Annotated in this window: 22 protein-coding genes and 1 tRNA gene; 7 read left to right on the forward strand and 16 right to left on the reverse strand. The window is 49.2% G+C overall.

The features are described from left to right. On the reverse strand, window positions 1–257 hold a 257-nt coding region (locus G465_RS13285; RefSeq protein ID WP_155846482.1), incomplete at its 3' end, for a helix-turn-helix domain-containing protein. A 273-nt stretch (window positions 258–530) separates the two neighbouring features. On the opposite strand from G465_RS13285, the gene uvrB reads away from it, so the two are divergent. Continuing rightward, window positions 531–2,525, forward strand: a complete 1,995-nt coding sequence (uvrB, locus tag G465_RS0103410) for an excinuclease ABC subunit UvrB (RefSeq protein WP_022653085.1) — start codon at window positions 531–533, stop codon at window positions 2,523–2,525. On the opposite strand, the gene G465_RS0103415 is transcribed toward uvrB, so the two are convergent. The 10 genes from G465_RS0103415 to G465_RS0103460 all read right to left on the reverse strand — a co-directional run bounded on the left by G465_RS0103415 (window position 2,522) and on the right by G465_RS0103460 (window position 12,576). Beyond that, window positions 2,522–4,840, reverse strand: coding sequence for a Tex family protein (locus G465_RS0103415; protein WP_022653086.1), 2,319 nt, complete (start codon window positions 4,838–4,840; stop codon window positions 2,522–2,524). The genes uvrB and G465_RS0103415 overlap by 4 nt on opposite strands. A 25-nt stretch (window positions 4,841–4,865) precedes the next feature. Continuing rightward, complete coding sequence (locus G465_RS0103420; RefSeq protein ID WP_052165370.1) at window positions 4,866–5,189, reverse strand: MerR family transcriptional regulator; 324 nt, start codon at window positions 5,187–5,189, stop codon at window positions 4,866–4,868. 1 nt (window position 5,190) lies between these two features. After that, window positions 5,191–5,493 (reverse strand): integration host factor subunit alpha, encoded by a 303-nt coding sequence (locus G465_RS0103425; protein ID WP_022653088.1) that lies wholly within the window; start codon window positions 5,491–5,493, stop codon window positions 5,191–5,193. An 87-nt stretch (window positions 5,494–5,580) separates the two neighbouring features. Further along, the gene (gene pheT / locus G465_RS0103430; RefSeq protein ID WP_022653089.1) at window positions 5,581–7,944 is read right to left on the reverse strand and encodes a phenylalanine--tRNA ligase subunit beta; all 2,364 of its coding nucleotides are present in this window, start codon (window positions 7,942–7,944) and stop codon (window positions 5,581–5,583) included. A 24-nt stretch (window positions 7,945–7,968) separates the two neighbouring features. Further along, the gene (pheS, locus tag G465_RS0103435) at window positions 7,969–8,952 is read right to left on the reverse strand and encodes a phenylalanine--tRNA ligase subunit alpha (protein ID WP_022653090.1); all 984 of its coding nucleotides are present in this window, start codon (window positions 8,950–8,952) and stop codon (window positions 7,969–7,971) included. A gap of 161 nt (window positions 8,953–9,113) precedes the next feature. After that, window positions 9,114–9,473, reverse strand: coding sequence for a 50S ribosomal protein L20 (gene rplT, locus G465_RS0103440; protein WP_022653091.1), 360 nt, complete (start codon window positions 9,471–9,473; stop codon window positions 9,114–9,116). 11 nt (window positions 9,474–9,484) lie between these two features. Next, window positions 9,485–9,682, reverse strand: a complete 198-nt coding sequence (rpmI, locus tag G465_RS0103445) for a 50S ribosomal protein L35 (protein WP_022653092.1) — start codon at window positions 9,680–9,682, stop codon at window positions 9,485–9,487. A 168-nt stretch (window positions 9,683–9,850) separates the two neighbouring features. Further along, entirely contained in the window at window positions 9,851–10,396 is a 546-nt protein-coding gene (gene infC / locus G465_RS0103450; protein WP_444541696.1) for a translation initiation factor IF-3, read from the reverse strand. After that, on the reverse strand, window positions 10,393–12,312 hold the full coding sequence (gene thrS, locus G465_RS0103455; RefSeq protein ID WP_022653094.1) for a threonine--tRNA ligase: 1,920 nt from the start codon (window positions 12,310–12,312) through the stop codon (window positions 10,393–10,395). Before thrS ends, infC begins: the two co-directional genes overlap by 4 nt. A gap of 187 nt (window positions 12,313–12,499) precedes the next feature. Then, window positions 12,500–12,576, reverse strand: a tRNA-Val gene (locus G465_RS0103460). Window positions 12,577–12,703: 127 nt separating this feature from the next. Here G465_RS0103460 and tgt point away from each other — a divergent pair. The 6 genes from tgt to mutL all read left to right on the forward strand — a co-directional run bounded on the left by tgt (window position 12,704) and on the right by mutL (window position 19,793). Further along, a complete protein-coding gene (tgt, locus tag G465_RS0103465) occupies window positions 12,704–13,822 on the forward strand; it encodes a tRNA guanosine(34) transglycosylase Tgt (protein ID WP_022653095.1) in 1,119 nt (372 codons plus the stop codon). Window positions 13,823–13,914: 92 nt separating this feature from the next. Beyond that, window positions 13,915–14,238: a preprotein translocase subunit YajC gene (gene yajC, locus G465_RS0103470; protein ID WP_022653096.1), complete on the forward strand. Its 324-nt coding sequence runs from the start codon at window positions 13,915–13,917 to the stop codon at window positions 14,236–14,238. Between the two features lie 107 nt (window positions 14,239–14,345). After that, window positions 14,346–16,160 (forward strand): protein translocase subunit SecD, encoded by a 1,815-nt coding sequence (gene secD, locus G465_RS0103475; RefSeq protein ID WP_022653097.1) that lies wholly within the window; start codon window positions 14,346–14,348, stop codon window positions 16,158–16,160. Between the two features lie 29 nt (window positions 16,161–16,189). Further along, window positions 16,190–17,125, forward strand: coding sequence for a protein translocase subunit SecF (secF, locus tag G465_RS0103480; RefSeq protein ID WP_022653098.1), 936 nt, complete (start codon window positions 16,190–16,192; stop codon window positions 17,123–17,125). Between the two features lie 85 nt (window positions 17,126–17,210). Beyond that, on the forward strand, window positions 17,211–17,852 hold the full coding sequence (locus G465_RS0103485) for a DedA family protein (protein ID WP_022653099.1): 642 nt from the start codon (window positions 17,211–17,213) through the stop codon (window positions 17,850–17,852). 15 nt (window positions 17,853–17,867) lie between these two features. Next, window positions 17,868–19,793 (forward strand): DNA mismatch repair endonuclease MutL, encoded by a 1,926-nt coding sequence (gene mutL, locus G465_RS0103490; RefSeq protein WP_022653100.1) that lies wholly within the window; start codon window positions 17,868–17,870, stop codon window positions 19,791–19,793. Here the strand turns inward: mutL and G465_RS13290 are convergent. From G465_RS13290 to ccoN, 5 genes are all read right to left on the reverse strand, one after another. Next, a complete protein-coding gene (locus tag G465_RS13290) occupies window positions 19,752–20,672 on the reverse strand; it encodes an alpha/beta hydrolase (protein ID WP_022653101.1) in 921 nt (306 codons plus the stop codon). The two genes, mutL and G465_RS13290, sit on opposite strands and share 42 nt — an antisense overlap. Before the next feature lie 70 nt (window positions 20,673–20,742). After that, window positions 20,743–21,657 carry a cytochrome-c oxidase, cbb3-type subunit III gene (gene ccoP / locus G465_RS0103500; protein WP_022653102.1) on the reverse strand — a complete coding sequence of 305 codons (915 nt, stop codon included), beginning with the start codon at window positions 21,655–21,657 and terminating at the stop codon, window positions 20,743–20,745. Continuing rightward, window positions 21,654–21,860 (reverse strand): CcoQ/FixQ family Cbb3-type cytochrome c oxidase assembly chaperone, encoded by a 207-nt coding sequence (locus tag G465_RS0103505; RefSeq protein ID WP_022653103.1) that lies wholly within the window; start codon window positions 21,858–21,860, stop codon window positions 21,654–21,656. Before G465_RS0103505 ends, ccoP begins: the two co-directional genes overlap by 4 nt. A 14-nt stretch (window positions 21,861–21,874) precedes the next feature. Beyond that, window positions 21,875–22,489, reverse strand: coding sequence for a cytochrome-c oxidase, cbb3-type subunit II (ccoO, locus tag G465_RS0103510; protein WP_022653104.1), 615 nt, complete (start codon window positions 22,487–22,489; stop codon window positions 21,875–21,877). Window positions 22,490–22,507: 18 nt separating this feature from the next. After that, window positions 22,508–23,935 carry a cytochrome-c oxidase, cbb3-type subunit I gene (ccoN, locus tag G465_RS0103515; RefSeq protein ID WP_022653105.1) on the reverse strand — a complete coding sequence of 476 codons (1,428 nt, stop codon included), beginning with the start codon at window positions 23,933–23,935 and terminating at the stop codon, window positions 22,508–22,510. Between the last annotated feature and the right edge of the window lie 300 nt (window positions 23,936–24,235).

The raw sequence follows: 24,235 nt of genomic DNA on the forward strand, positions 1-24,235 counted from the left end.
TCTAAATCCTTCAAGGCGTGTTGCAAGGCTTGACTAGGCGACTCACTCAGCCAAGCAAGCTCTTGTTTCCAAGTCGGCAACAGATTGGCCAATTTGACGTAAGAAAAACGAATCGTGGGGTCAGTCTGATACCATTCCTTTTGCAACGCCAACGCCTTATTAAAGACGAACCGACACGAACCCGCAAAGCGCGACATGTGTCGTTTTTGCTGGCTGTTGGGTGTCAGTTGGAACTTGAAGGCTTGAAGTCGTTTCATGCGCTCATTATACAAACAGCAAAGTAAACATTGATTTGTTTTTACTTTACAACCGCAACACTAAACCCTAAAACGGCTTTGCCGTTTGCGCCTGATATCCCCGCCATGAATAGCGAGGTTTTACGGCGCAGGGGATAAAATCCATTTGACAAAAAAATAATTTTATTTATGAACAATAGATTATCGACAACACCGCAGCGAATGCAACTTTATCTTGGCAGAGCAGCCCAATACAATTGACGGTCTTTTGTTTTCTTTTTGAGCTTCTGCCACATGGTCAACGCTGCTATGGTTTTTAACCTGCACCAACCCTTTCCGCCTGCGGGTGATCAACCGCAAGCGATTGCACAACTCTATGCTGGTTTGCAGCAGGGCTTAGCGTATCAAACCCTGCTTGGTGTAACGGGGTCGGGTAAAACCTACACCATGGCGAATGTGATTGCACGGACAGGGCGGCCAGCATTGGTGATGGCACCGAATAAAACGCTGGCCGCCCAGCTCTACGCAGAAATGCGCGAGTTTTTCCCCGACAATGCGGTGGAATATTTCGTTAGCTATTACGATTACTACCAACCAGAAGCTTACGTCCCTAGCCGTGATTTGTTTATTGAAAAAGACTCACAGATTAACGAACACATCGAACAAATGCGGCTGTCGGCGACGAAATCGTTGCTAGAACGGCGTGATGTTGTCATTGTGGCGACGGTCAGTGCCATCTATGGCATCGGTGATCCCAGCGACTACCACCAGATGATTTTGTATTTACGGGAACAAGAAAGTCACAGCCGACAAAGCATTATTAGCCGCCTCACCACCATGCAATATGAACGCAATGACAGCGATTTCAGCCGTGGCTCGTTCCGTGTACGCGGCGACATTATTGATATTTTTCCGGCAGAACATGCCGAGTTAGCAGTCAGAATTTCACTATTCGATGAAGAAATCGAAAGTCTGCATCTATTCGACCCCCTCACTGGTCACATCAAACAACGGGTAAGCCGTTTTACTGTCTTCCCTTCAAGCCACTATGTCACCCCACGCGAAACGGTGCTGCGCGCTTGTGAAGCGATCAAAACAGAGCTCAATCAACGCCGGCGGCAATTTGAACAAGATGGCAAACTGGTGGAAGCGCAACGACTGGAACAACGAACCCGTTTTGATTTAGAAATGTTGTACGAAATGGGCTTTTGTAAGGGTATTGAAAACTACTCACGCCATCTCTCCGGCAAACCGGCTGGCTCACCACCACCGACGCTGTTTGATTATCTCCCCCCCGATGCCTTGTTATTTGTTGATGAATCACACGTTACCATTCCACAAATCGGCGGCATGTATCGCGGAGACCGCGCACGGAAAGAAAATTTGGTGGAATATGGCTTCCGCTTGCCGTCGGCAATGGATAACCGCCCGTTACAGTTTGAAGAATTCGAAGGCTTGATGCCACAAACCATCTTTGTTTCTGCCACTCCGGGGGTGTATGAAAAGGAACACAGCGGCCAAGTGGTCGAACAGTTGGTGCGGCCAACCGGTCTTATCGACCCAGAAGTGATTGTGCGGCCAGTGTTAAGCCAAGTAGATGACTTAATGAGTGAGATCACCTTGCGTGTTCAACAAGGTGAACGGGTGTTGGTGACCACCTTAACTAAGCGAATGGCAGAGCAACTCACCGACTATTACAGCGAACATGGCATTAAAGTGCGCTATCTCCACTCGGATATTGATACCGTAGAACGGGTTGAGATTATTCGAGATCTGCGGCTTGGGGTGTTTGATGTGTTAGTTGGGATTAACTTATTGCGCGAAGGTTTGGATATTCCAGAAGTCAGTTTGGTAGCGATTTTAGATGCCGATAAAGAAGGCTTTTTACGCAGTGAACGCTCGTTGATTCAAACCATTGGCCGAGCAGCGCGCCATTTGCACGGGACAGCGATTTTATACGCCGACCGCATCACCCCTTCGATGCAAAGAGCGATGGAAGAAACTGCCCGCCGCCGCGAAAAACAACAGCAATTCAACATCACACATGGCATTGTGGCACGCGGGGTAGCGAAGAAAATCACCGATATGATTGATGGGGTTTATGCGGCTGAACCGGCGGCTCGCTTTGAGACCCATAGCAAAGCTTTAGATGAAAAAGCCTTGGCCAAGCGGATTAAAGAAACCGAGAAAGCGATGTTGGATGCTGCACGCGACCTGCGTTTTGAGCAGGCCGCCGAGCTACGAGATCAACTGCGCCAGCTTAAGGCGCAGCTATTTCAAGGTGATTAGCGTTTCAGTTTCGCTAGCGCCTCTGCCATCGCTTGATTACGCGGCGGGGCGCTATCTCGTGGTGTCGGTTTTGTGGCAGGCCGTGCCCCCTCGCTACGGCGGCTGCCTCCTTGACGGGCAGTGGCCGCGGCCCCTGCTTCATCATCTAAGCGCATGGTTAAGGCAATCCGTTTACGCGCCACATCCACTTCTAGCACTTTGACTTTAACCAGCTGTCCCGCTTTGACCACTTTGCGTGGATCGCTGACAAACTGGTGTGATAGGGCGGAAATATGCACCAAACCATCCTGATGCACACCAATATCGACGAAAGCGCCGAAGTTGGCCACGTTGGTCACCACGCCTTCCAATACCATGCCCACCTGCAAATCAGTTAGCGATTCCACGCCCTCGGCAAACGTAGCCGTCTTAAATTCGGGACGTGGATCACGTCCGGGCTTTTCTAGCTCACGCAAAATATCGACAACCGTCGGCACCCCAAAACGCTGATCGGTGAAATCTTGTGGACGCAAAGTTTTGAGTAATTGGCCATCACCAATCACAGCTTGGATATTGCGCTGTACCGTCGCTAAGATTTTTTCGACAACGGGATAGGCCTCTGGGTGCACCGCCGAGGCATCAAGGGGATTGTCTCCCTGCATAATGCGCAAGAAACCGGCGGCTTGTTCAAAGGTTTTTTCGCCTAGACGTGGTACATCGAGTAGCTGTTTGCGACTACGGAAGGCGCCATGTTGATTGCGCCATTGCACAATATTATTCGCCAAGGTGCTATTGAGCCCTGACACCCGCGTCAACAGTGGTACCGAAGCCGTGTTCACATCCACCCCAACCGAGTTCACACAGTCCTCGACCACGCTATCCAAAGAACGCGCCAAACGGGAAGGGTTGACATCATGTTGATATTGACCGACCCCGATCGATTTCGGATCGATTTTGACCAATTCAGCTAAAGGATCTTGTAAGCGACGGGCAATCGATACCGCACCACGCAGACTGACATCTAAATCGGGGAATTCTTTTGCAGCCAACTCGCTGGCTGAATACACCGATGCCCCTGCCTCAGACACCATCAATTTATGCAGCTTATAGTCAGTTTGACAGTGCGCAACCAGTTCGGCAGCCAATTTATCCGTTTCACGACTGGCGGTGCCGTTGCCGATAGCAATCAACTCGACACGATGTTTTTTCACCAAGGCCGCTAACACTGCCAGCGATTTATCCCATTCTCGACGCGGTTCGTGGGGATAGATGGTTGCTGTTTCCAACAGTTTTCCGGTACGGTCAACCACCGCCACTTTCACACCGGTGCGAATGCCGGGGTCTAGCCCCATGGTAACGCGAGGGCCAGCCGGTGCTGCCAGCAACACGTCTTGCACGTTACGTGCAAACACTTGAATTGCCTCGGTTTCAGCCTGCTCACGCAAAGTTTGAATCAGTTCCAACTCCAACGACAAAAACACTTTAGCGCGCCAGCATAGGCGAACCGTATCAAGTAACCAACGGTCGGCTGGGCGGCCTTGGTCACTGATGGCAAAGTGCTGCGCTATTCTTTGTTCGTAATAGCTGCGCTCAGTCACCGGTATGTCTTCTGGTTGATACTGCACCGCAAGGGTGAGTACCCCTTCATTGCGTCCACGCAACATCGCCAGTACGCGATGCGAAGGAAGGGTTTTAAGTGTTTCTTGATATTGGAAGTAGTCGGCAAATTTAGCACCGTCTTGTGCCTTACCTTCGACACAACGCGCCACCAAGACGGCATGCTGCCATAGATGTTGGCGAAACTCACCCAGTAACTCGGCATTTTCAGCAAAACGCTCAATCAAAATTGCACGCGCACCATCGAGTGCAGCTTTTGCATCAGCCACGCCTTTATCGACGGCAATAAAGGGCTGTGCCGCTTGTTCTGGTGATTGTGAAGGATCGTCTAACAGAGACTCTGCCAATGGTGCCAACCCTGCCTCACGCGCGATCTGTGCTTTGGTGCGGCGTTTGGGCTTATAGGGCAGATATAGGTCTTCTAACGTCGTTTTGTTTTCCGCCGCATATAAAGCAGTTTCCAACGCAGGTGTCAGTTTTTCTTGTTCACGAATGCTGTTGAGGATGGTCTCGCGGCGGTCATCCAGCTCGCGCAAGTATTGCAAACGCTCTGCCAATTCACGCAACTGGGTATCATCTAGTCCCCCAGTAGCTTCTTTACGATAACGCGCAATAAAGGGAACCGTGGCCCCTTCATCCAATAAACCAACGGCAGCAACGACTTGGGCCTCACGAACATTGAGTTCGGAGGCCAAACGATGAGTCACACTAGGCAGCATAATCATTTCAAAAAAGGCCGCCGCCTCAGCGCGTAGCTAATAACGGGGCTTGGGCAGAAGACAACAAGCCTTGGAGTTCGGCTCGTAATTGGGCAGGACTCAGACCATCGCGTTCACGCAGGCGACGGCGCAGGCCATTGAGGGTGTATTCCTCATCGACTAACAAGGTACGCAAACGGCGTGCAATCAACACTTCATGATGTTGATAATAGCGACGTTGTGCCATGCTGCGACGAGGTTGTAGGGGCAGGAAAACGCTTTCCCACTCTCGTAATTGTTCAACACTTACCCCTGCTAACTGCGCCACTTCACCGACCGTGAAGTAGCGCTTGGCAGGAATAGGCGGCATCTTAGCCACGGGCTGCGCCATGATGATCCTCTACCATTCCCTTGAGTTTTTGGCTGGCATGGAAAGTCACCACCCGACGGGCAGTGATTGGAATTTCTTCGCCAGTTTTTGGATTACGGCCTGGACGCTGTGGTTTATCACGCAATTGGAAATTACCAAAACCTGATAATTTGACCGATTGTCCCTCTTCAAGCGCCAGTCGGATTTCTTCGAAAAACGACTCTACCATATCCTTAGCATCACGCTTATTCAAGCCAACTTTATCAAATAACAAATCCGAGAGTTCCGCTTTAGTCAGCGTCATAACAATCCTCAATACAATGGTAAAAATATACCCCACCACCGGTATGATTTGACATACCGGTGCCTGAATCAATTTAGGCAGGGGACATTACAGACGGAGCTGAGCGGCATGGCTGTTTGCTGCAGCCGCGATCAAATCTTGCATCACAGAATCTACTTCTGCATCTGTGAGCGTGCGGGCAGTATCCTGCATTAACACCTTGAAAGCAAGACTCTTTTTCCCTTCTTCCACGCCTTTACCACGATAGACATCGAACAAAGCAATCTCTGTCACCAAGTGGGATGCTGCAGCGCGCAATGTGGTTGCCAAAGCGTCCACTTCTAGCGTATCTGCCACCACCAAAGCCAAATCACGACGTACTGCAGGGAAGCGCGACACGGCTTGGGCTTGGATGGTGTGTCGTGCTAACAGCGGCTGTAAATCAAGTTCAAAGTAGATAGGCGCTGCCACTAAATCGTATTTCTGTACCCATTGCGGATGCAGCTCACCCAAAATACCGACCACTTTGCCATCCAGCAACACCTCAGCACAACGACCCGGATGGAGGGCTGGATGGGCTGCGCGGCGGAAAGTCAGCTGTCGTGGTGAGAACAAGACTTCGATATCCGCTTTGACATCAAAGAAATCGACTTTTTCTGCTTGATAAGACCACTGCACGGCAAAGCGAGTGCCATACGCCAAGCCTGCCAATTTTTCGGGTTGTTCGACTTCACCAGTGGCCGTTTTGAGAAAAACACGCGCCATCTCAAATACGCGAACTCGGTTTTGTTTGCGTTTGAGATTGTGGCTTAAGGTATCGAGCAAGCCACCTAACAAGGTCGAGCGCATTACGCTCATCTGGCTGGCAATCGGGTTGATCAAACGAATCGGCGTCGTATTGGCGGCAAAATCGTTTTCCCACTGCTCATCAACAAAAGCGTAGGTCACCACTTCTTGATAATCGCGCTGCACCAATACTCGGCGCAATTCCGCCCGTGGAGTCTGCTGTTCCGGCAACGGCAACATTGCCAGACGACCACGAATATTGTCAGCGGGGATGGCATCATAGCCATACACACGGGCGATTTCTTCGATGAAGTCTTCCTCAATCACCAAATCAAAACGTGCTGCTGGTGGAGTGATGATAAAACTATCGGCCTGCTGTTCAAACGGCAAACCTAAGCGAGCAAAAATTGCTGCCATTTCAGTTGCAGTCAACGACATGCCTAACACACGGTTCACACGGTCAACTCGCACAGCCACGGGCTTGCGGGCAGGCAATTCCGTCACTTGTTCCACCACTGGCCCCGCTACGCCACCGCAAATATCAATAATTAAAGCCGTGGTACGTTCCATCGCCTCGGCCTGCAGCGTGAAATCAACGCCACGTTCATAGCGGAAAGAAGCATCCGAACTGAAACCTAATCGACGAGCGCGACCAGCGATCGCTTCCGGTGCAAAGAACGCCGACTCGAGAAACACAGCGGTGGTGTTGTCATCCACTTCGCTATTTGCACCACCCATCACACCCGCTAATGCCACCGGCCCAGTTTGGTCGGTAATCAACAGCATGTCAGCATCAATGGCAATTTCTTTACCATTCAGCAACGTCATCCGTTCACCGGCCTGAGGGAAACGAACTTCGATATCGCCCTGCAATTTATTGTGATCAAAGGCGTGTAAAGGCTGACCCAATTCGAGCAGGACAAAATTAGTCACATCCACCACGGCCGAAATCGAACGCACACCAGCCCGCTCAAGGCGTTGTTTCATCCATGCCGGTGTTGGAGCTTGCGCATTGACTTGTTCAATCACGCGCCCAAGGTAACGGCCACATGCCGCCCCTGCTGCCAATTTAACCGTACGTTGACTGGTGATCGTCACTGGAACAGGAATGATAGTCGGGGCTTGTAATGGGGAGGTGGTCAGGGCAGCGACTTCACGCGCAATGCCACGAATGCTTAAACAATCAGCGCGGTTTGGCGTGATTTTCAGCTCAATCACGGTGTCGTCTAAGGCTAAGTAATCGCGCAAATTAACCCCAACCGGCGCATCTGCTGGCAATAACAACAAGCCATCCACGCCGTCGGGAATACCCAATTCTTGACCAGAACACAACATACCATTCGATGCCACACCACGCATTTTGGTGGCTTTGATTTTGAAATCACCTGGCAACACAGCGCCCAAGGTTGCACAAGGGACTTTCGCCCCTTCGCTGACATTGGGTGCACCGCAGACAATTTGTTGCAACTCGCCACTGCCAATATCGACTTCACACACGCGCAGACGGTCGGCGTTTTCGTGCTTACGCACAGATTTCACTTCAGCAACCACCACACCAGAAAAAGCTGGCGCAGCAGAGGCTTGTGATTCGACTTCTAACCCTGCCATGGTCAACAAGTGACCCAATGCTTCGCTCGCCAAGTTGGGATTGACCCACTCACGCAACCATTGTTCTGAGAATTTCATATTATCGTCCTTGCTGACCCACGATTATTGGAATTGCTTGAGGAAAGCCAGATCATTTTCAAAGAATAACCGCAGGTCATTCACGCCATAACGCAGCATGGCAAAACGGTCTAGGCCAATACCAAAGGCAAAGCCGGTATATTTTTCAGGGTCGATATTGACGTTACGCAATACATTGGGATGCACCATGCCACAGCCACCCACTTCGAGCCAGCCACGCTCACCCAAGACATCAATCTCTGCCGAGGGTTCGGTAAACGGGAAGAAAGAGGGACGGAAACGCACTTGCAGATCATCGCGCTCGAAGAAACGACGCAAGAAATCGGTCATGGTTGCTTTTAAATCCGCAAAGCTGACGCCCTCATCCACCCACAAACCTTCCATTTGATGGAACATCGGCGAGTGAGTCGCGTCCGAGTCAACGCGATATACACGACCAGGGGCAATGATTTTGATTGGGGGCTGATGCTGCAGCATGTAGCGAATTTGGATAGGGGAAGTGTGAGTACGCAACACATCACCGCCTTCAACATAGAAAGTATCCGCCATCGCACGGGCAGGGTGATTTTCAGGAATATTTAAGGCTTGGAAATTGTGAAAATCAGTTTCGATTTCTGGACCATCGGCCACTTCAAAACCCAGAGAACGGAATAAGCTGGTAATACGTTCTAAGGTTAGGGTTACCGGATGCAGGCCACCCTGACGCAAACCACGCCCGGGTAAGGTGACATCTAACGCTTCTGCTGCCAGTTGTGCAGCAAGCTGCGCTTCGGCGAGGGCTTCGCGACGAGCAGCAATGGCTGCCTCAACTTGTTGTTTGGCTGCATTGATTGCTTGGCCGGCTTGTTTCTTTTCTTCTGGAGGTAATTTACCTAATTGTTTCAATAATTCGGTAATTTCACCTGATTTGCCGAGATAACGTGCTTTGACCTGCTCAAGGGTCACGACGTCTTGCACCTCATTGAGCGCAGCTAAAGCAGCGGCAAGAAGAGTATCAATAGAACTCATGTTAGATCGCTATCGTCGAGAAAGGAAATAAGAGAAAAACAGGAATTAACAACACTTCACGGCAAGGTGCCACCACACTTTGGCGTCAAATGTTGTTCACAATCGAAACCGCACAGGGATAAAAAAAGGGAGGCAAAGCCTCCCTTCTCTTATGCTGTCGATTAAGCTGCGAGGCTGGCTTTGGCTTTTTCCACCAATTGAGCAAACACGGCTTTTTCGAACACAGCCAAATCGGCCAACACTTTACGGTCGATTTCAATCGCGGCTTTTTTCAGGCCGTTCATGAATTTGCTGTATGGCAAACCGCACTCACGCGCAGCAGCATTGATACGAGCAATCCACAATTGACGGAACTGACGCTTACGTTGACGACGGTCGCGATAAGCATATTGACCGGCTTTCATCACCGCCTGTTTAGCGATGCGATAGACGTTCTTACGACGGCCGCGATAGCCTTTGGCTAAAGCAAGAATTTTCTTGTGACGAGCACGGGCGGTAACACCGCGTTTAACGCGAGGCATAGATTAACTCCTTAAGCGTAGGGCAACATAGCACGAACGGAAGCCATATCGCTGGCGTGTACCATGGTGGTACCGCGCAACTGGCGTTTGTTCTTCGTGGTTTTCTTGGTCAGAATGTGGCGTTTGAAGGCCATCGAGCGCTTCACACCACCGTTACCCAACACTTTCAGGCGTTTTTTTGCACCCGATTTGGTTTTCATTTTTGGCATGGAAATAATCCTACAACCTATTTTTTAGATTCGGCACAAGGTGGTCGATAATCGACACTTAGTCACCTTTGTGCCCCGCTTTTGTGCGAGAGATAACCATTTCTCGCAAAAACCAGAGCGGCAGGTTGCCCTGCCGCACCAGTTAATTCTTACCGGAAAGCTGTCAGATTACTTTTTCTTTGGTGCCATGACCATGACCATCTGACGGCCTTCCATTTTGGGGAACTGCTCGACAACGCCGTATTCCGCCAAATCAGCTTCCACCCGTTTTAACAAAGCCAAGCCTAATTCTTGGTGAGCCATTTCACGCCCTCTAAAGCGGAGCGTGATTTTTGCTTTATCACCTTCGTTCAAGAAGCGAGTCAGATTACGCACTTTAACGTTGTAATCGCCGTCATCGGTACCGGGACGGAATTTGACTTCTTTCACTTGAATCTGTTTTTGCTTGAGCTTGGCTTCGTGCTTACGCTTGCTCTCCTGATATTTGAATTTACCGTAGTCCATGATCCTGACAACAGGTGGCTGGGCATTCGGTGCAATTTCAACCAGGTCTAACTCTAACTCTTCTGCTTTCGCAAAAGCCTCACGTAAATTCACGATGCCGAGTGGCTCGCCTTCATTTCCTACCAAACGAACTTCACGGCCGGTAATTTCGCCGTTGATTCGTGGTTCGCGTTCCTGAGCGATGGCAATTCCTCCAAACTTAAATCTTATTGTGCTGCACGTTTTTGGGCGGTTTCTGCTTTCATGCGCTCAATAAACGCATCTAAAGACATTTGACCTAAATTTTCACCCGAGCGGGAACGAACAGCGACCAAGTTGTCTGCTTTTTCTTTGTCACCCACGATTAACTGGTATGGCAACTTTTGCAAACTGTGTTCGCGGATTTTATAGTTAATCTTCTCGTTTCTCAAGTCAAGTTCAACACGCAACCCTGCCTGACGCAGCTTTTGTGCAACGTCACGGGCATAATCGGCCTGTGCTTCCGAGATATTAGCGACCACCATTTGCAATGGTGCCAACCACATTGGGAAAGCACCAGCATAGTGTTCAATCAAAATCCCAGTGAAACGTTCCAACGAACCAAACAAGGCGCGGTGCAGCATCACCGGACGTTTTTTCGTATTGTCTTCAGCAACATAGGCAATATCAAAACGTTCTGGCAGGTTCATATCGACCTGTAAAGTGCCACATTGCCAATCGCGACCGATGGCATCACGCAATACAAATTCTAGTTTCGGACCATAGAATGCGCCTTCGCCGGGGAAGAGCTGATAAGGCATACCCATGCTTTCTAAAGCGCCGGCTAATGCACCTTCTAATTTATCCCATACTTCGTCCGAACCGATGCGATTTTCTGGCCGAGTGGACAATTTAATGATGACATTATCAAAACCAAAGTCTTTATAGATGTCGAGAATCAGCTTCACCACATCGCGACATTCACCTTCCATCTGCTCTTCGGTACAGAAAATATGGGCATCATCTTGTGTGAAGTGACGTACACGCAACAGACCATGCAACGCACCAGAAGGCTCGTAGCGATGCACTTTACCAAACTCGGCCATGCGTAATGGTAAATCGCGATAGCTCTTCAAGCCTTGGGCAAACATCGACACCGCACCAGGACAGTTCATCGGCTTGAGCGCATAGACCCGCTCATCCTCTGTGGTCGTGGTGTACATGTGGTGGTGATAGTTAAACCAGTGGCCGGAGATTTCCCACAGGCTACGATCCATCATATCGGGGGTATTCACCTCGACATAGCCAGCTTCTTCCTGACGATCGCGCATGTAGTTAATCAGGCTATTGAATAAACGCCAGCCTTTAGGGTGCCAAAACACCGCGCCAGGGGCTTCATCTTGCATGTGGAACAAGTTGAGCTGTTGGCCTAATTTGCGGTGGTCGCGTTTCTCGGCCTCTTCAAGCATGTGCAAATAGGCTTCTAAGTCTTCCTTTTTCGCCCATGCAGTGCCGTAGATACGCTGCAACATTTCATTTTTTGCATCACCGCGCCAGTAGGCACCCGCCACTTTCATCAGCTTGAACACTTTCAAGCGACCAGTAGAAGGTACGTGCGGGCCACGACATAAATCAGTGAACAGCCCTTCGGTGTACAACTTAATTTTTTCGCCTTCAGGAATTGCCGCAATCAGCTCACATTTGTAGTGTTCGCCTTGTTCTTTGAAGAAAGCGATCGCCTCATCGCGGCTGACCACACGGTGAGAAACAGGAATGTCTTGTTTTGCCAATTCCGCCATTTTCTTTTCGATGGCCTCGAGGTCATCGGGGGTAAATGGGCGGGTATAGGCAAAATCGTAGTAAAAGCCATTTTCGATCACAGGCCCAATGGTCACTTGTGCTTCAGGAAACAGACTTTTTACGGCAAAAGCTAATAAGTGTGCGGTTGAATGGCGAATAACTTCGAGGCCTTCACTGTCTTTATCGGTGACAATGGCAAGGTCGGCATTCTGTTCAATCAAAAACGAGGTATCAACCAATACCCCATCCACACGACCAGCAAGGGCAGCACGAGCCAAGCCCGCACCAATTGACGCGGCCACCTCAGCAACCGTTACCGGCTGCGCAAAAGAACGGATCGAACCGTCCGGCAAGCGAATATCAGGCATGATGTCTCCAGCGCACCCAGTGCGCGTGTATTCAGGAAATAACCATTCAGAAGAAAACGACAGACGAAAAAAAAGTGCGGCCGGAGCCGCACTTTTTCGAGAATTGCCTCAAATGGCCCAACCATGTCAGTTTATGGGTGGGTAGTGGTAGTTCGCACAGCCATTTGAGTTATCCTTTTTGGAATTTTGGTAGGCGCGATTGGAATCGAACCAACGACCTCCACCATGTCAAGGTGGCGCTCTAACCAACTGAGCTACGCGCCTGTCGTTGAGAGACACGAACTATACAGATGCCCTTTGCGGAACGCAAGCCCTTTTTGAAAAAATTTTCACTTAAGGGGAGTGGGGTATACTTGTCGGCTAATTTTTCAGCAAGCTTGCTCTTGATAACATGCTCAAATTTTCCGTCAAAAAAACCAGCGCAGGTGGTGCGCGGCGTGGCACCTTAACCTTAAACCACGGCACGGTTGAAACACCGGTCTTTATGCCAGTCGGTACTTATGGCTCGGTTAAGGCAATGAGCCCAGCCGATTTACACGCTATCGATGCACAAATCATCCTCGGCAATACTTTCCATTTATGGCTACGTCCGGGCTTAGACGTGGTGGAACAGTTTGGCGGCTTACACCGCTTTATTGGCTGGGATAAACCAATTCTGACCGACTCTGGTGGTTTTCAGGTCTTTAGCTTGGGTGAATTGCGAAAAATCACCGAGGAAGGGGTGACTTTTCAATCACCGATCAATGGTGACAAATTATTCCTCTCACCAGAAAAATCGATGGCGATTCAAAAAAGCCTTAACTCAGACATTGTAATGATTTTTGATGAGTGCACCCCAGGCCAAGTCGATCATCAACGTGCAGCGGAGTCCATGCGTTTATCACTGCGCTGGGCAAAACGCTCGCGCACGGCCTTTGACGAACAAGAAAACCCCAATGCGCTGTTTGGGATTATTCAGGGCAATCTCTACACCGATCTCCGGCGTGAATCCCTCGCTGGATTGATGGAGATTGGCTTTGATGGCTATGCCATCGGTGGTTTATCTGTCGGTGAACCCAAACCCGAAATGTACCGAATGTTGGCAGAAATGAAAGATATGCTGCCAGCAGAGAAACCTCACTATCTGATGGGCGTCGGTACCCCAGAAGACTTGGTGCATGGCGTATCAAATGGTATTGATATGTTTGATTGTGTGATGCCCACGCGCAATGCGCGTAATGGTTGGTTGTTTACCCGTTTTGGTGACCTCAAAATCCGTAACGCACGCCACAAAAACGATGAACGTCCACTCGATGAGAGTTGTGATTGTTATACATGCCGCCATTTCAGCCGCGCCTACTTACATCATCTGCATCGTGCAGGCGAGATTTTAGGTGCACACTTAAATACGGTGCACAACTTGCATTACTATCAACAGCTAATGAAAGAGATGCGGAACGCGATTGAAGAAGATCGTTTTGATCAGTTTGTGATGGAGTTCCATCACAACCGTGCCCGAGGGACAGAATAGACCATCTATCGCAAGCCGATAGATTTTCCAAAACAATCACCGTTACAATTCTTGTTTAATTTGCATTTTTCCCTCAAGGAGCATTGAGTCTCATGTTGTTTATTACCCCTGCTTATGCCAACGTTGCCGCCCCTGCTGGTATCGATTTCATGCAATTTTTGCCGATGATCGGTATTTTTATCTTGTTCTGGTTCTTACTGGTTCGGCCCCAACAGAAAAAGGTAAAAGAACATAAAGCGATGTTAGAAGCACTGCAAAAAAACGATGAGGTTGTCACACAAGCAGGCATTGTGGGTCGTATCGTTAAGCTGGAAGAACAAAATGTCAGCTTAGAAATTGCCTCGAATGTCACCATTCAAGTACGCCGTGAAGCTATTGGCATGAAACTGGAAAAAGGCAGCTTCAAGCCTCAATAAGGATTGATCAGCTTGTCCCAGCTTCAATGCTCAACAAGCTTATCCCTCAGGCCTGCCATGTTTATCATCGTGGCAGGCTTCATTTCTCTTAATCTGGCGCTCGTCTCATGAATCGATATCCCCTCTGGAAATACTTGGTCATTGCAGTGACCTTATTGCTCAGTGCGGTTTACACTTTGCCTAACTTCTACGGTGAAACGCCTGCCGTCCAGGTTTCTAGCACTCGGCAAGCCCTGCCCGTTGATACCAATCTCATGCAACGGATTGAGAAACGACTGGCCAATGAAAAAATTCAGGCTAATGGTATTTTTCTTGATGGCAATAGCCTGAAAATTCGGCTGAACGATACCGATACCCAAATCAAAGTCCGTGACTTGGTACAACAAGAAATCGGTGACAACTACATTGTGGCGCTTAATCTATTAGCAGCGTCGCCAACATGGCTCACTCAACTGAAAGCACACCCGATGTTCCTCGGGTTGGATCTGCGTGGCGGTGTTCATTTCTTGCTAGAAGTTGACATGAATGCAGCGGTGGACAAAACCTTAGAACGCTATGCTGGTGACGTCAGACGCGAGTTGCGAGCACAAAAAATTCGTTATGGCAGTTTGAAACGCCATCGCGACAATATTGAAATTTCTATGCGTGATGAGGCTGAACTGCAAAAGGTTGAAGCACTCGTTCGTGACAAACTTCCCAATCTTTCACTTAAAGCAGATGAGAGCAGCCGCATTCTACGATTGAGCTTGACCGAAGCGGAAATGATCAAAATCCAAGGGGATGCTATCCGCCAAAACATCACAACATTACATAATCGTGTCAATGAGTTAGGGGTGGCAGAACCCGTGATTCAACAATCTGGTGCCAATCGGATTGTCGTGCAATTACCCGGGGTACAAGATACTGCTAAAGCCAAAGATATTTTAGGCCGCACAGCCACCTTGGAAGTTAGGATGGTGGAAGATGAGCCAAGTAAGTTGGCCGAAGCCCTCTCCGGTGTTATTCCTGCAGGTTATGAATTATTGGATGAGTTGAGTGCACAGGGTTCGCAAAAAATTCTGGTCAAACGAGAAGTCGAACTCACAGGCGACAATATCAACGATGCTCAACCCGGTTTTGATGAAAATGGTACGGCAGCAGTTCATATCAACCTCGATTCCACTGGTGCCAGTATCTTCCGCCAAGTCACAGCGGACAATATCGGCAAGCGAATGGCAATGGTGCTGATTGAAAAGGGTAAAGGTGAGGTTGTCACTGCCCCAGTCATCCGCAGTGAAATCGGTGGTGGCCGTGTGCAAATTTCGGGCTCCATGAACGCCGCAGAAGCCAGTGATATTGCCTTATTACTGCGTGCTGGCTCACTTGCTGCGCCGATGAACATTATCGAGGAACGCACAGTTGGCCCTTCTTTAGGTAAAGAAAATATCGAGAAAGGCTTTAACTCAACCTTATACGGTTTTGCCGCTGTGGCTTTGTTTATGGCGATCTACTACCGTGTTTTCGGGGTAATTTCAGTCATTGCGCTGGCATGTAATGTGTTAATGCTGGTTGCTTTACTGTCGATGCTACAAGCTACGCTCACGCTACCCGGCATTGCGGCGATTGCTTTGACTTTGGGGATGGCAATTGACGCAAACGTGTTGATTAACGAACGGGTACGAGAAGAAGTACAAAATGGTGTGCCACCACAATCGGCTATTAAAGCTGGTTATGAACATGCATGGGCGACAATTCTTGATTCGAATATCACCACGCTGATTGCAGGTCTGGCATTATTGATTTTTGGCTCGGGCCCCGTTCGTGGTTTTGCCGTAGTGCATTGTCTTGGTATTTTGACCTCGGTATTCTCTGCTGTTTTGGTATCACGCGGCATTGTTAACTTGGTCTATGGCGGTCGCCGTATCAACAAATTATCGGTTTAGGTTTTTTCGACCTAGGTTGAGGAGTCGACGTGGAATTATTCAGCTTTAAAAAAGACATTCCGTTTATGAGCTATGGCAAGCTCACAACGGCAATCTCTTTACTGACCTTTGTGCTAGCCGTGGTCTTTCTGTTATGGAAAGGGCTAAACCTTTCGGTAGAATTTACCGGCGGCACGGTGATGGAAGTGCAATATCAACAAGCGGCAAATCTGGAAACGATTCGCGAGCAGGTTGCCAAAGTGTCGCAAGGCGAACCAACGGTACAAAGCCTCGGCACCACACGTGATGTCCTGATTCGTTTGCAAAATCAGAATGATAAAAGTTCTGCTCAGCTGTCAAATGAGGTCTTAGCAGCACTCAAAGCCAATGGTAGCCAAGTCGAATTACGGAAAGTGGAATTTGTCGGGCCGCAGGTGGGAGAAGAATTACTCACTCACGGTTTAACCGCCCTCAGCCTAGTGATTGTTGGCATCATGGCTTATCTAGCCATGCGCTTCGAATGGCGGTTTGCGGTCTCAGCAATTATTGCTAACTTGCATGATGTAATTATCATTCTGGGGTGCTTTGCTGCTTTTCAATGGGAGTTTTCTCTAACCGTGTTGGCCGCTGTGCTAGCGGTGCTGGGCTACTCAGTGAATGAATCGGTGGTGGTGTTTGACCGTATTCGTGAAAACTTCCGCAAACCGAGTATGCGCGGTCGTAGCGTGGCAGAAATTATCGACAACGCCATCACAGCCACCATGAGCCGGACAATTATCACCCACGGCTCAACCGAAATGATGGTATTAGCCATGTTACTGTTTGGTGGCCCTAGCTTGCACTATTTTGCATTAGCTTTAACCATCGGCATTGTATTTGGCATTTATTCGTCTGTTTTAGTCGCCAGCCCACTGTTAATGTTTTTAGGCGTCTCACGTGAGAATCTGATTAAGCAGCCAAAACCAAAAGAAGAAGCCGTCGTGTAAATCGCAGACCTCTTTCATTTTGCCTTAAGCCCGCCAGCTGCTTTTTACAGTATGCTGGCGGTTATTTTTTCATCTGAGGTTGAGTATGGATTTCGTCTGGTTTTTGGTTGATTTCATTCTTCATATCGACCGCCACTTAGCAGAATTAGCCAGTCAATATGGGCCTTGGCTGTTTTTAATTTTATTTTTAATTATTTTTTGTGAAACAGGTTTAGTGGTTACCCCATTCCTACCTGGTGATTCACTTTTGTTTGTGACTGGTGCCATTGCTGCAACAGGAGCATTTGATATTCATTTGATGGTCATCACCCTACTGATTGCAGCCATTTTAGGCGATACAGTGAATTACCATATTGGACAGAAACTAGGGTTGACTGTGTTTGATCGACCCAATTCTCGTGTTTTTCGGCGTGAATATTTAGATAAAACCCATGCTTTTTATGAGAAACATGGTGGAAAAACTATTATTATTGCTCGTTTTGTTCCCATTGTTCGAACCTTCGCGCCATTCGTCGCAGGAGTGGGTAGCATGAGCTATCGCCAATTCCTATCTTATAATGTCATCGGTGCTGTCCTCTGGGTATGTGGTTTTGCTTATGCTGGCTATGTATTCGGCAATTTACCGTGGGTGAAGCAAAATCTGAGCGTACTGATTTTTGCCATTATTATTCTGTCTATTTTACCGGGTGTAATTGAAATTGTGCGCCACCGTAAATCTGCTGCCTAATTGAAATCACACGCTATGCAACCAAAACGTATCCAAGCCCTATCCTCGCTCTTGATTAGCCAAATTGCCGCAGGTGAAGTGGTTGAGCGTCCTGCCTCTGCATTAAAAGAAGTTTTAGAAAACAGCCTTGATGCTGGTGCACATAGCATTGCGATTGATCTTGCAGAGGGCGGTACCAAGCTCATTCGGGTGCAAGATGATGGCATGGGGATTCCGGCAGAAGATTTGCCGTTAGCCCTACAAAGACACGCCACTTCAAAGATCCAAGCGCTAGAAGACTTGCAACAGGTGAATACGCTGGGGTTTCGTGGCGAAGGCTTGGCCTCGATTGCGGCAGTTTCTCGACTCACCCTTAGCAGCCGCACTGAAGATTGCGAAATAGGCTGGTCGATTCAGGCAGAAAATGGGGTGCTATCCGAACCCGAACCCTGTCCTCGTACCGTCGGCAGCAGTATCGAGATTGCTGATTTATATTTCAACACCCCTGCCCGACGTAAGTTTCTCAAAACAGCCTCCGCTGAGTTTGCCCAATGTCATGCCGTGGTTGAACGATTGGCCCTAGCATGGCCACACTGTGCTTTTTTACTCAAACACAACCAAAAACAGATTTTACGTCTTGGCAGTCATACCCCCGATGAGCGTATTGCAGCAATTGCAGGGGAAGAATTCGCCCAACATGGGCTGAAATTAAAAACACAAGCGGCGCATCTTAAGCTGCAGGGGATATTAGGACATCCCACCCTGCCACATCGACAACGTGAAGTGCAGTTTTGCTTTGTAAATGGTCGTTTTGTACGTGATAAGGTGTTACAACACGCTTTACGACAGGCTTATCACGATGTGTTACATCATGAGATTAAGCCGCACTATGTGCTGTTTCTTGAATTGCCCCCTGAAGAGGTTGATGTCAACGTCCACCCCACCAAAACAGAAATTCGCTTTCGTGATAGTCAGGCCATTCATCGTTTTGTATTTCAGGCCGCACATCAAGTGTTGTCAGAAACCCGAGCCGGTCATATTTTTAGCACACCAACACCGGTGGCTTCTGTTACAGCCTCGCCCCCCCCTCAGCAGCAGCCCACACCAAGCAGCCCTGTCGCAACAATCACTCCACCCGCCAGTGCCTCCTCCAATTCAACACGGGAAAATGCTTCATTGCACAGTCCATCTCGTTCTAGTGCCCCTACATCGGAGCGGGTTCAACAGAATGGGGGAAAAGGACTGGCGTTTTATCAAACTTTGTTTAAGGGGATACAAGATGATGCTTTATTGCAAGAGCCCAGTATCCGTGCGACAACACCCCTCACCGCACCAACCCCAACGGTCTTAGAATCATCAGCACCAGAATCGCGCTTTCCTCCACTCGGCTTTGCCATAGGCCAACTACATGGGGTGTATATTCTGGCGCAAGCGGAAACAGGTTTGGTCATTGTCGATATGCATGCAGCCCATGAGCGCATTGTGTATGAAAGACTGAAAAACGCCTTTCACCGCGACCAAAGCTTACCCAGTCAAAGCTTATTATTGCCGTATAGCTATGCCGCAAGCACGATCGAATGGGTCACCGCCGAACAAGGCCAATCCACCTTAAGCCAATTAGGTTTTACCTTTACGCTCAATGAACCGAATCAAATTGTGCTACATGCCATTCCAGCGGCGTTGGAAAAAGCCGACCCGATACCCTTGCTCAGTGCCACCTTGGCCGAACTTCACGAGTTTGGTAGCAGCCGCGTGATACAAGAACGACTTGATCATTTACTTGCCACCATGGCCTGTCATGGTGCAGTCAGAGCCAATCGACAACTGAGTCTGACGGAAATGAATGCTTTGTTGCGCGATATGGAAGAAACCGAACGCAGTGGTCAATGCAATCATGGCCGCCCCACTTGGCGCACATTATCACTCCAAGAGCTCGATCAGTTGTTCCTGCGGGGACGATGAGACTGCTGTTTGCTGCTGATCAAGATGCACGCGCAGGAAACGCACCACGGCCTGCGCTTCAGCCGCCATATCAGCAAACCCCTCATGATCGCCTTGACTGACACGCAATTGACCAAGGCCGAATGGGGCGGCTTGATAGAGGGCTTGTGCCTCTGACATCGGCACGGTCTGATCATGTTCGCCATGCAAAATCAGCACTGGACAACGCAATTTATCGATCGAACGGATAGGTGCGATATTGTCGAACGAGTAGCCAATCACTTTCTGCACATAGCGCAAGATATATGCCCCAATCGGTTTCATGGGAATACGTTTACTTGCTAACCAACGGCGCATCATCGTTTCAGGATGCGTAAAAGCAGCCACACTAACCAGTGCGAATAGATCACGGCGCCGACTGGCAACCAATAAAGCAGCACCGGCGCCTACCGAGTGCCCCAGTAAAGCAATTGGCTGTTGTTGACACAGGGAATGTTGTTTTAAGAACGTAATCCCAGCTTCAATGTCTTCCGCAAAACGTGGTAATGAAGCAAAACTGTCGTCGTCACTACGACCATGACAACGCGCCTCTAATAGCAAGACATGAAAACCAGCCTGCAGTAATGGAGAAACCAACGGCAACATCAATGCCGCATTGCTACCCCAGCCATGCATCACCAATAGCGTCGGGCGTGGTTGCGCTGCGCAAGGCAGCCACCAAGCAAATAACTTTTTTTGGTTTTTGGTGGTAATAAACAGATTTTCTGCGGATAAACCAAACTCACTGGGTTGAGTATGATGTGGCAACCGTGGCGCACGCAATCCGCGCCGGATTAACCAATGGAATCCTGTTCGCAACCCTAAACCCAACCCTACCCCAGTTATTGTCGCTAACCACATCGCTATACCCTTAAAAAAACAACGCCCTCAACAGGTGAGGGCGTTATCTTAGGTGGTCAACAGCGCAAAATTATTTCGCAGCGTTGTTGCTCAAACCCCATACATAAGCGGTCAGCAAATGAATTTTGCCTTCGCCTAAGAACTCATTCCAAGCTGGCATCTGGTTCTTACGACCGTTGGTGATACCTTCCATGATGACTTTCTCAGTGCTGCCATACAACCATACGTTGTCAGTCAGGTTAGGCGCACCAATTGCTTGGTTACCTTTACCATCAGGACCGTGACATGCTGCACAGACCGCATTAAATGCTTCTTTACCACGAGTTGCACGCTCAGCATCATGCTTTTTGCCGGACAACGACAACACATAGTTAGCGGTATCACGCACTTTTTCTTCACCAAACGCAGCACCGAAGGCTGGCATTTGACCAATACGACCATTCACTAAAGTTTCGTGAATTTTTTCTGCCGAACCACCATACAGCCAGTCGTTGTCAGTCAGATTTGGGAACCCTTTTGCACCGCGAGCATCAGCACCGTGGCACTGCATACAGTAGGTTTGATACAAACGATTACCCATCGCACGCGCTTCAGGATCTTTTGCCAACTCTTCCACGCTCACTTTTAAGTAGCGATCGTATAAAGGTTGGTATTTTGCTTCAGCTTGTGCACGTTCTTCTTTGTACTGACCCACCGAAGTCCAGCCGCGAATCCCTTTGAACGTCCCCAGACCTGGATATAACACCAAGTAGGCTACGCCGAAGATCAAGGTGAGGTAGAACATCCACATCCACCATTTCGGCAGTGGGTTGTTATATTCCTCAAGGTCACCGTCCCACACATGACCCATCGTCTCAACTTTTTCACCAGCTTTGACCGTTTTGGCTTTAGCTTGAGTCGTCAACAGTAATGTCAGGCCGACAATACCGATGATGACAATCGCCGAGATCCAGATGCTCCAGAAATCACTTACGAAGTCACTCATTGTTTTGCTCCAAGGGAGCCCGCTGTCTGACCCGACGGTGCTTGCTGTGGACGATCCGAAGCCTCGTCTGCAAAAGGCAGGTTAGAAGCCTCATCAAAGCGCTGCTTAGGCGCTCGGCTATAAGCCCAGAACACAATCGCCAAGAAACACACAATACCCATCACCGTGACGATGGTACGAATCAGATTAGCGGTATCACCCATGATAATTTTCCGTATTAGCGGGTATTTTTAATAGCCAGACCAAGACCTTGCAGATAGGCAATCATTGCATCCATTTCAGATTTACCTTCCACTTCGCTCTTAGCGTTAGCGATTTCTTCATCGGTGTAAGGAACGCCCAGAGTACGCAGCGTTTTCATCTTGGCAGCAACGCCATCAGCGTCAGCCAAGTTTTTCTCTAACCAAGGGAAACCGGGCATATTGGACTCGGGCACCACATCACGAGGATTGATCAAGTGCACACGATGCCACTCATCAGAGTAACGACCGCCAACACGAGCCAAGTCTGGACCAGTCCGCTTCGAACCCCACTGGAATGGACGATCGTAAACCGACTCACCCGCAACAGAGTAGTGACCATAACGCTCAGTTTCGGAACGGAACGGACGAATCATCTGTGAGTGACAGTTGTAGCAACCTTCACGCACATAGATATCACGACCCGTCAGTTGCAAAGCGGTATAAGGCTTGACCCCTGGTGCTGGCTGAGTGGTTGATTTTTGGAACATCAAGGGCAAAATTTCCACCAACATTGCCACACTGATGACGAGGAAGGTCAGCACGATCAAATAACCGACGCGTTCCTCAATAAGTTTCTGAATTTTTTCCATGAGTGTTAAACCTCGACCTTAAGCGTGAGCGTGAGTGGAGAGAGCCGGAATCTTGGCGTCCACAGCACGACCGAGGCCAGCGGTACGCAGTACGTTGTAGGCCATCAGGAACATACCAGCCAGATACATAAAGCCACCCAGCAGACGAATGAAGTGGTACGGATAGGTTGCTTTCACCACTTCAGCAAAGGCGTAGGTCAAAGTGCCATCTGGGTTCAGCGCACGCCACATCAGACCTTGCATCACACCCGAGATCCACAGTGCCGCGATGTACAACACAACACCAACGGTTGCCATCCAGAAGTGCGCTTCAATCAGTTTGTTGGAGTACATTTGTTCACGACCGAACAAGCGTGGCACCAAGTAGTAGATAGAACCGATACTGATAAAGCCCACCCAACCCAAAGCACCAGAGTGAACGTGACCTATAGTCCAGTCGGTGTAGTGCGACAAGGCATTCACGGTTTTGATCGACATCATTGGGCCTTCGAAGGTGGACATACCATAGAAGGACAACGACACAACCAAGAATTTCAACACAGGGTCAGTACGCAGTTTGTGCCATGCGCCAGACAGGGTCATGATACCGTTAATCATACCACCCCAGCTTGGAGCCAGCAGAATCAGCGAGAACACCATACCGATCGACTGAGTCCAGTCAGGCAGCGCGGTGTAGTGCAGATGGTGAGGACCTGCCCACATGTAGGTGAAGATCAACGCCCAGAAGTGCACCACCGACAGACGGTAGGAATAAACAGGACGACCCGCTTGCTTTGGCACAAAGTAGTACATCATGCCCAAGAAGGCAGCGGTCAGGAAGAAACCCACCGCATTGTGGCCATACCACCATTGCACCATGGCATCCACTGCACCAGCATAAGCAGAGTAAGACTTGGTGAAGGAAACAGGCAACGCCATGCTATTCACAATGTGCAACAAGGCAACGGCCAGAATAAACGCGCCGTAGAACCAGTTGGCCACATAAATGTGTTTCACTTTACGCACAGCGATGGTGCCGAAGAACACGATTGCGTACGACACCCAAATCACAGCGATCAGGATATCGATTGGCCATTCCAATTCGGCATATTCTTTACCCGATGTAAAGCCGAGTGGCAGAGTTACTGCGGCCAATACAATCACCAGCTGCCAACCCCAGAAGGTAAAGGAAGCCAGCTTTTCAGCGAATAGACGAACTTGAGAAGTTCTTTGAACAACATAGTAAGACGTAGCAAACAGCGCACAGCCACCAAAAGCAAAAATCACCGCATTGGTATGCAGGGGGCGCAGACGGCCAAAGTGAAACCACGGGCCAAAATTCAGCTCGGGCCACACCAACTGGGCGGCGATAATCACGCCAACCAGCATGCCAACAATCCCCCAGACCACGGTCATGATGGCAAATTGGCGCACCACCTTATAATTATAAGTGGATTGCGTTTCCATTTAAGGTTTCTCCAAGGTTACAAACGTAAAATCTTGCGAGGTCGCCGCACTTAGGCTATTGACGGCACGTCCCTCCGCCACCAGCTTGAAATCTCATCCCAACACCTTATCTAGAGATGACTTTCCTGTCGTTTCAACATCCCAACTTTTGAAACTTGACATTATTACCGGTGGATCACCCTGCCCGAAACAGATGCTTTTGTATCGGACCGACATATTGCACCGCGCTATTCTACATCCAGACGGGCTTTGTACCAACGCTACATGGGCTGTGGTAGCTGGATTGTATTGTCATGTCTT

This window comes from Aquaspirillum serpens DSM 68 (assembly GCF_000420525.1).
In the GTDB taxonomy this organism is placed as follows: domain Bacteria; phylum Pseudomonadota; class Gammaproteobacteria; order Burkholderiales; family Aquaspirillaceae; genus Aquaspirillum; species Aquaspirillum serpens.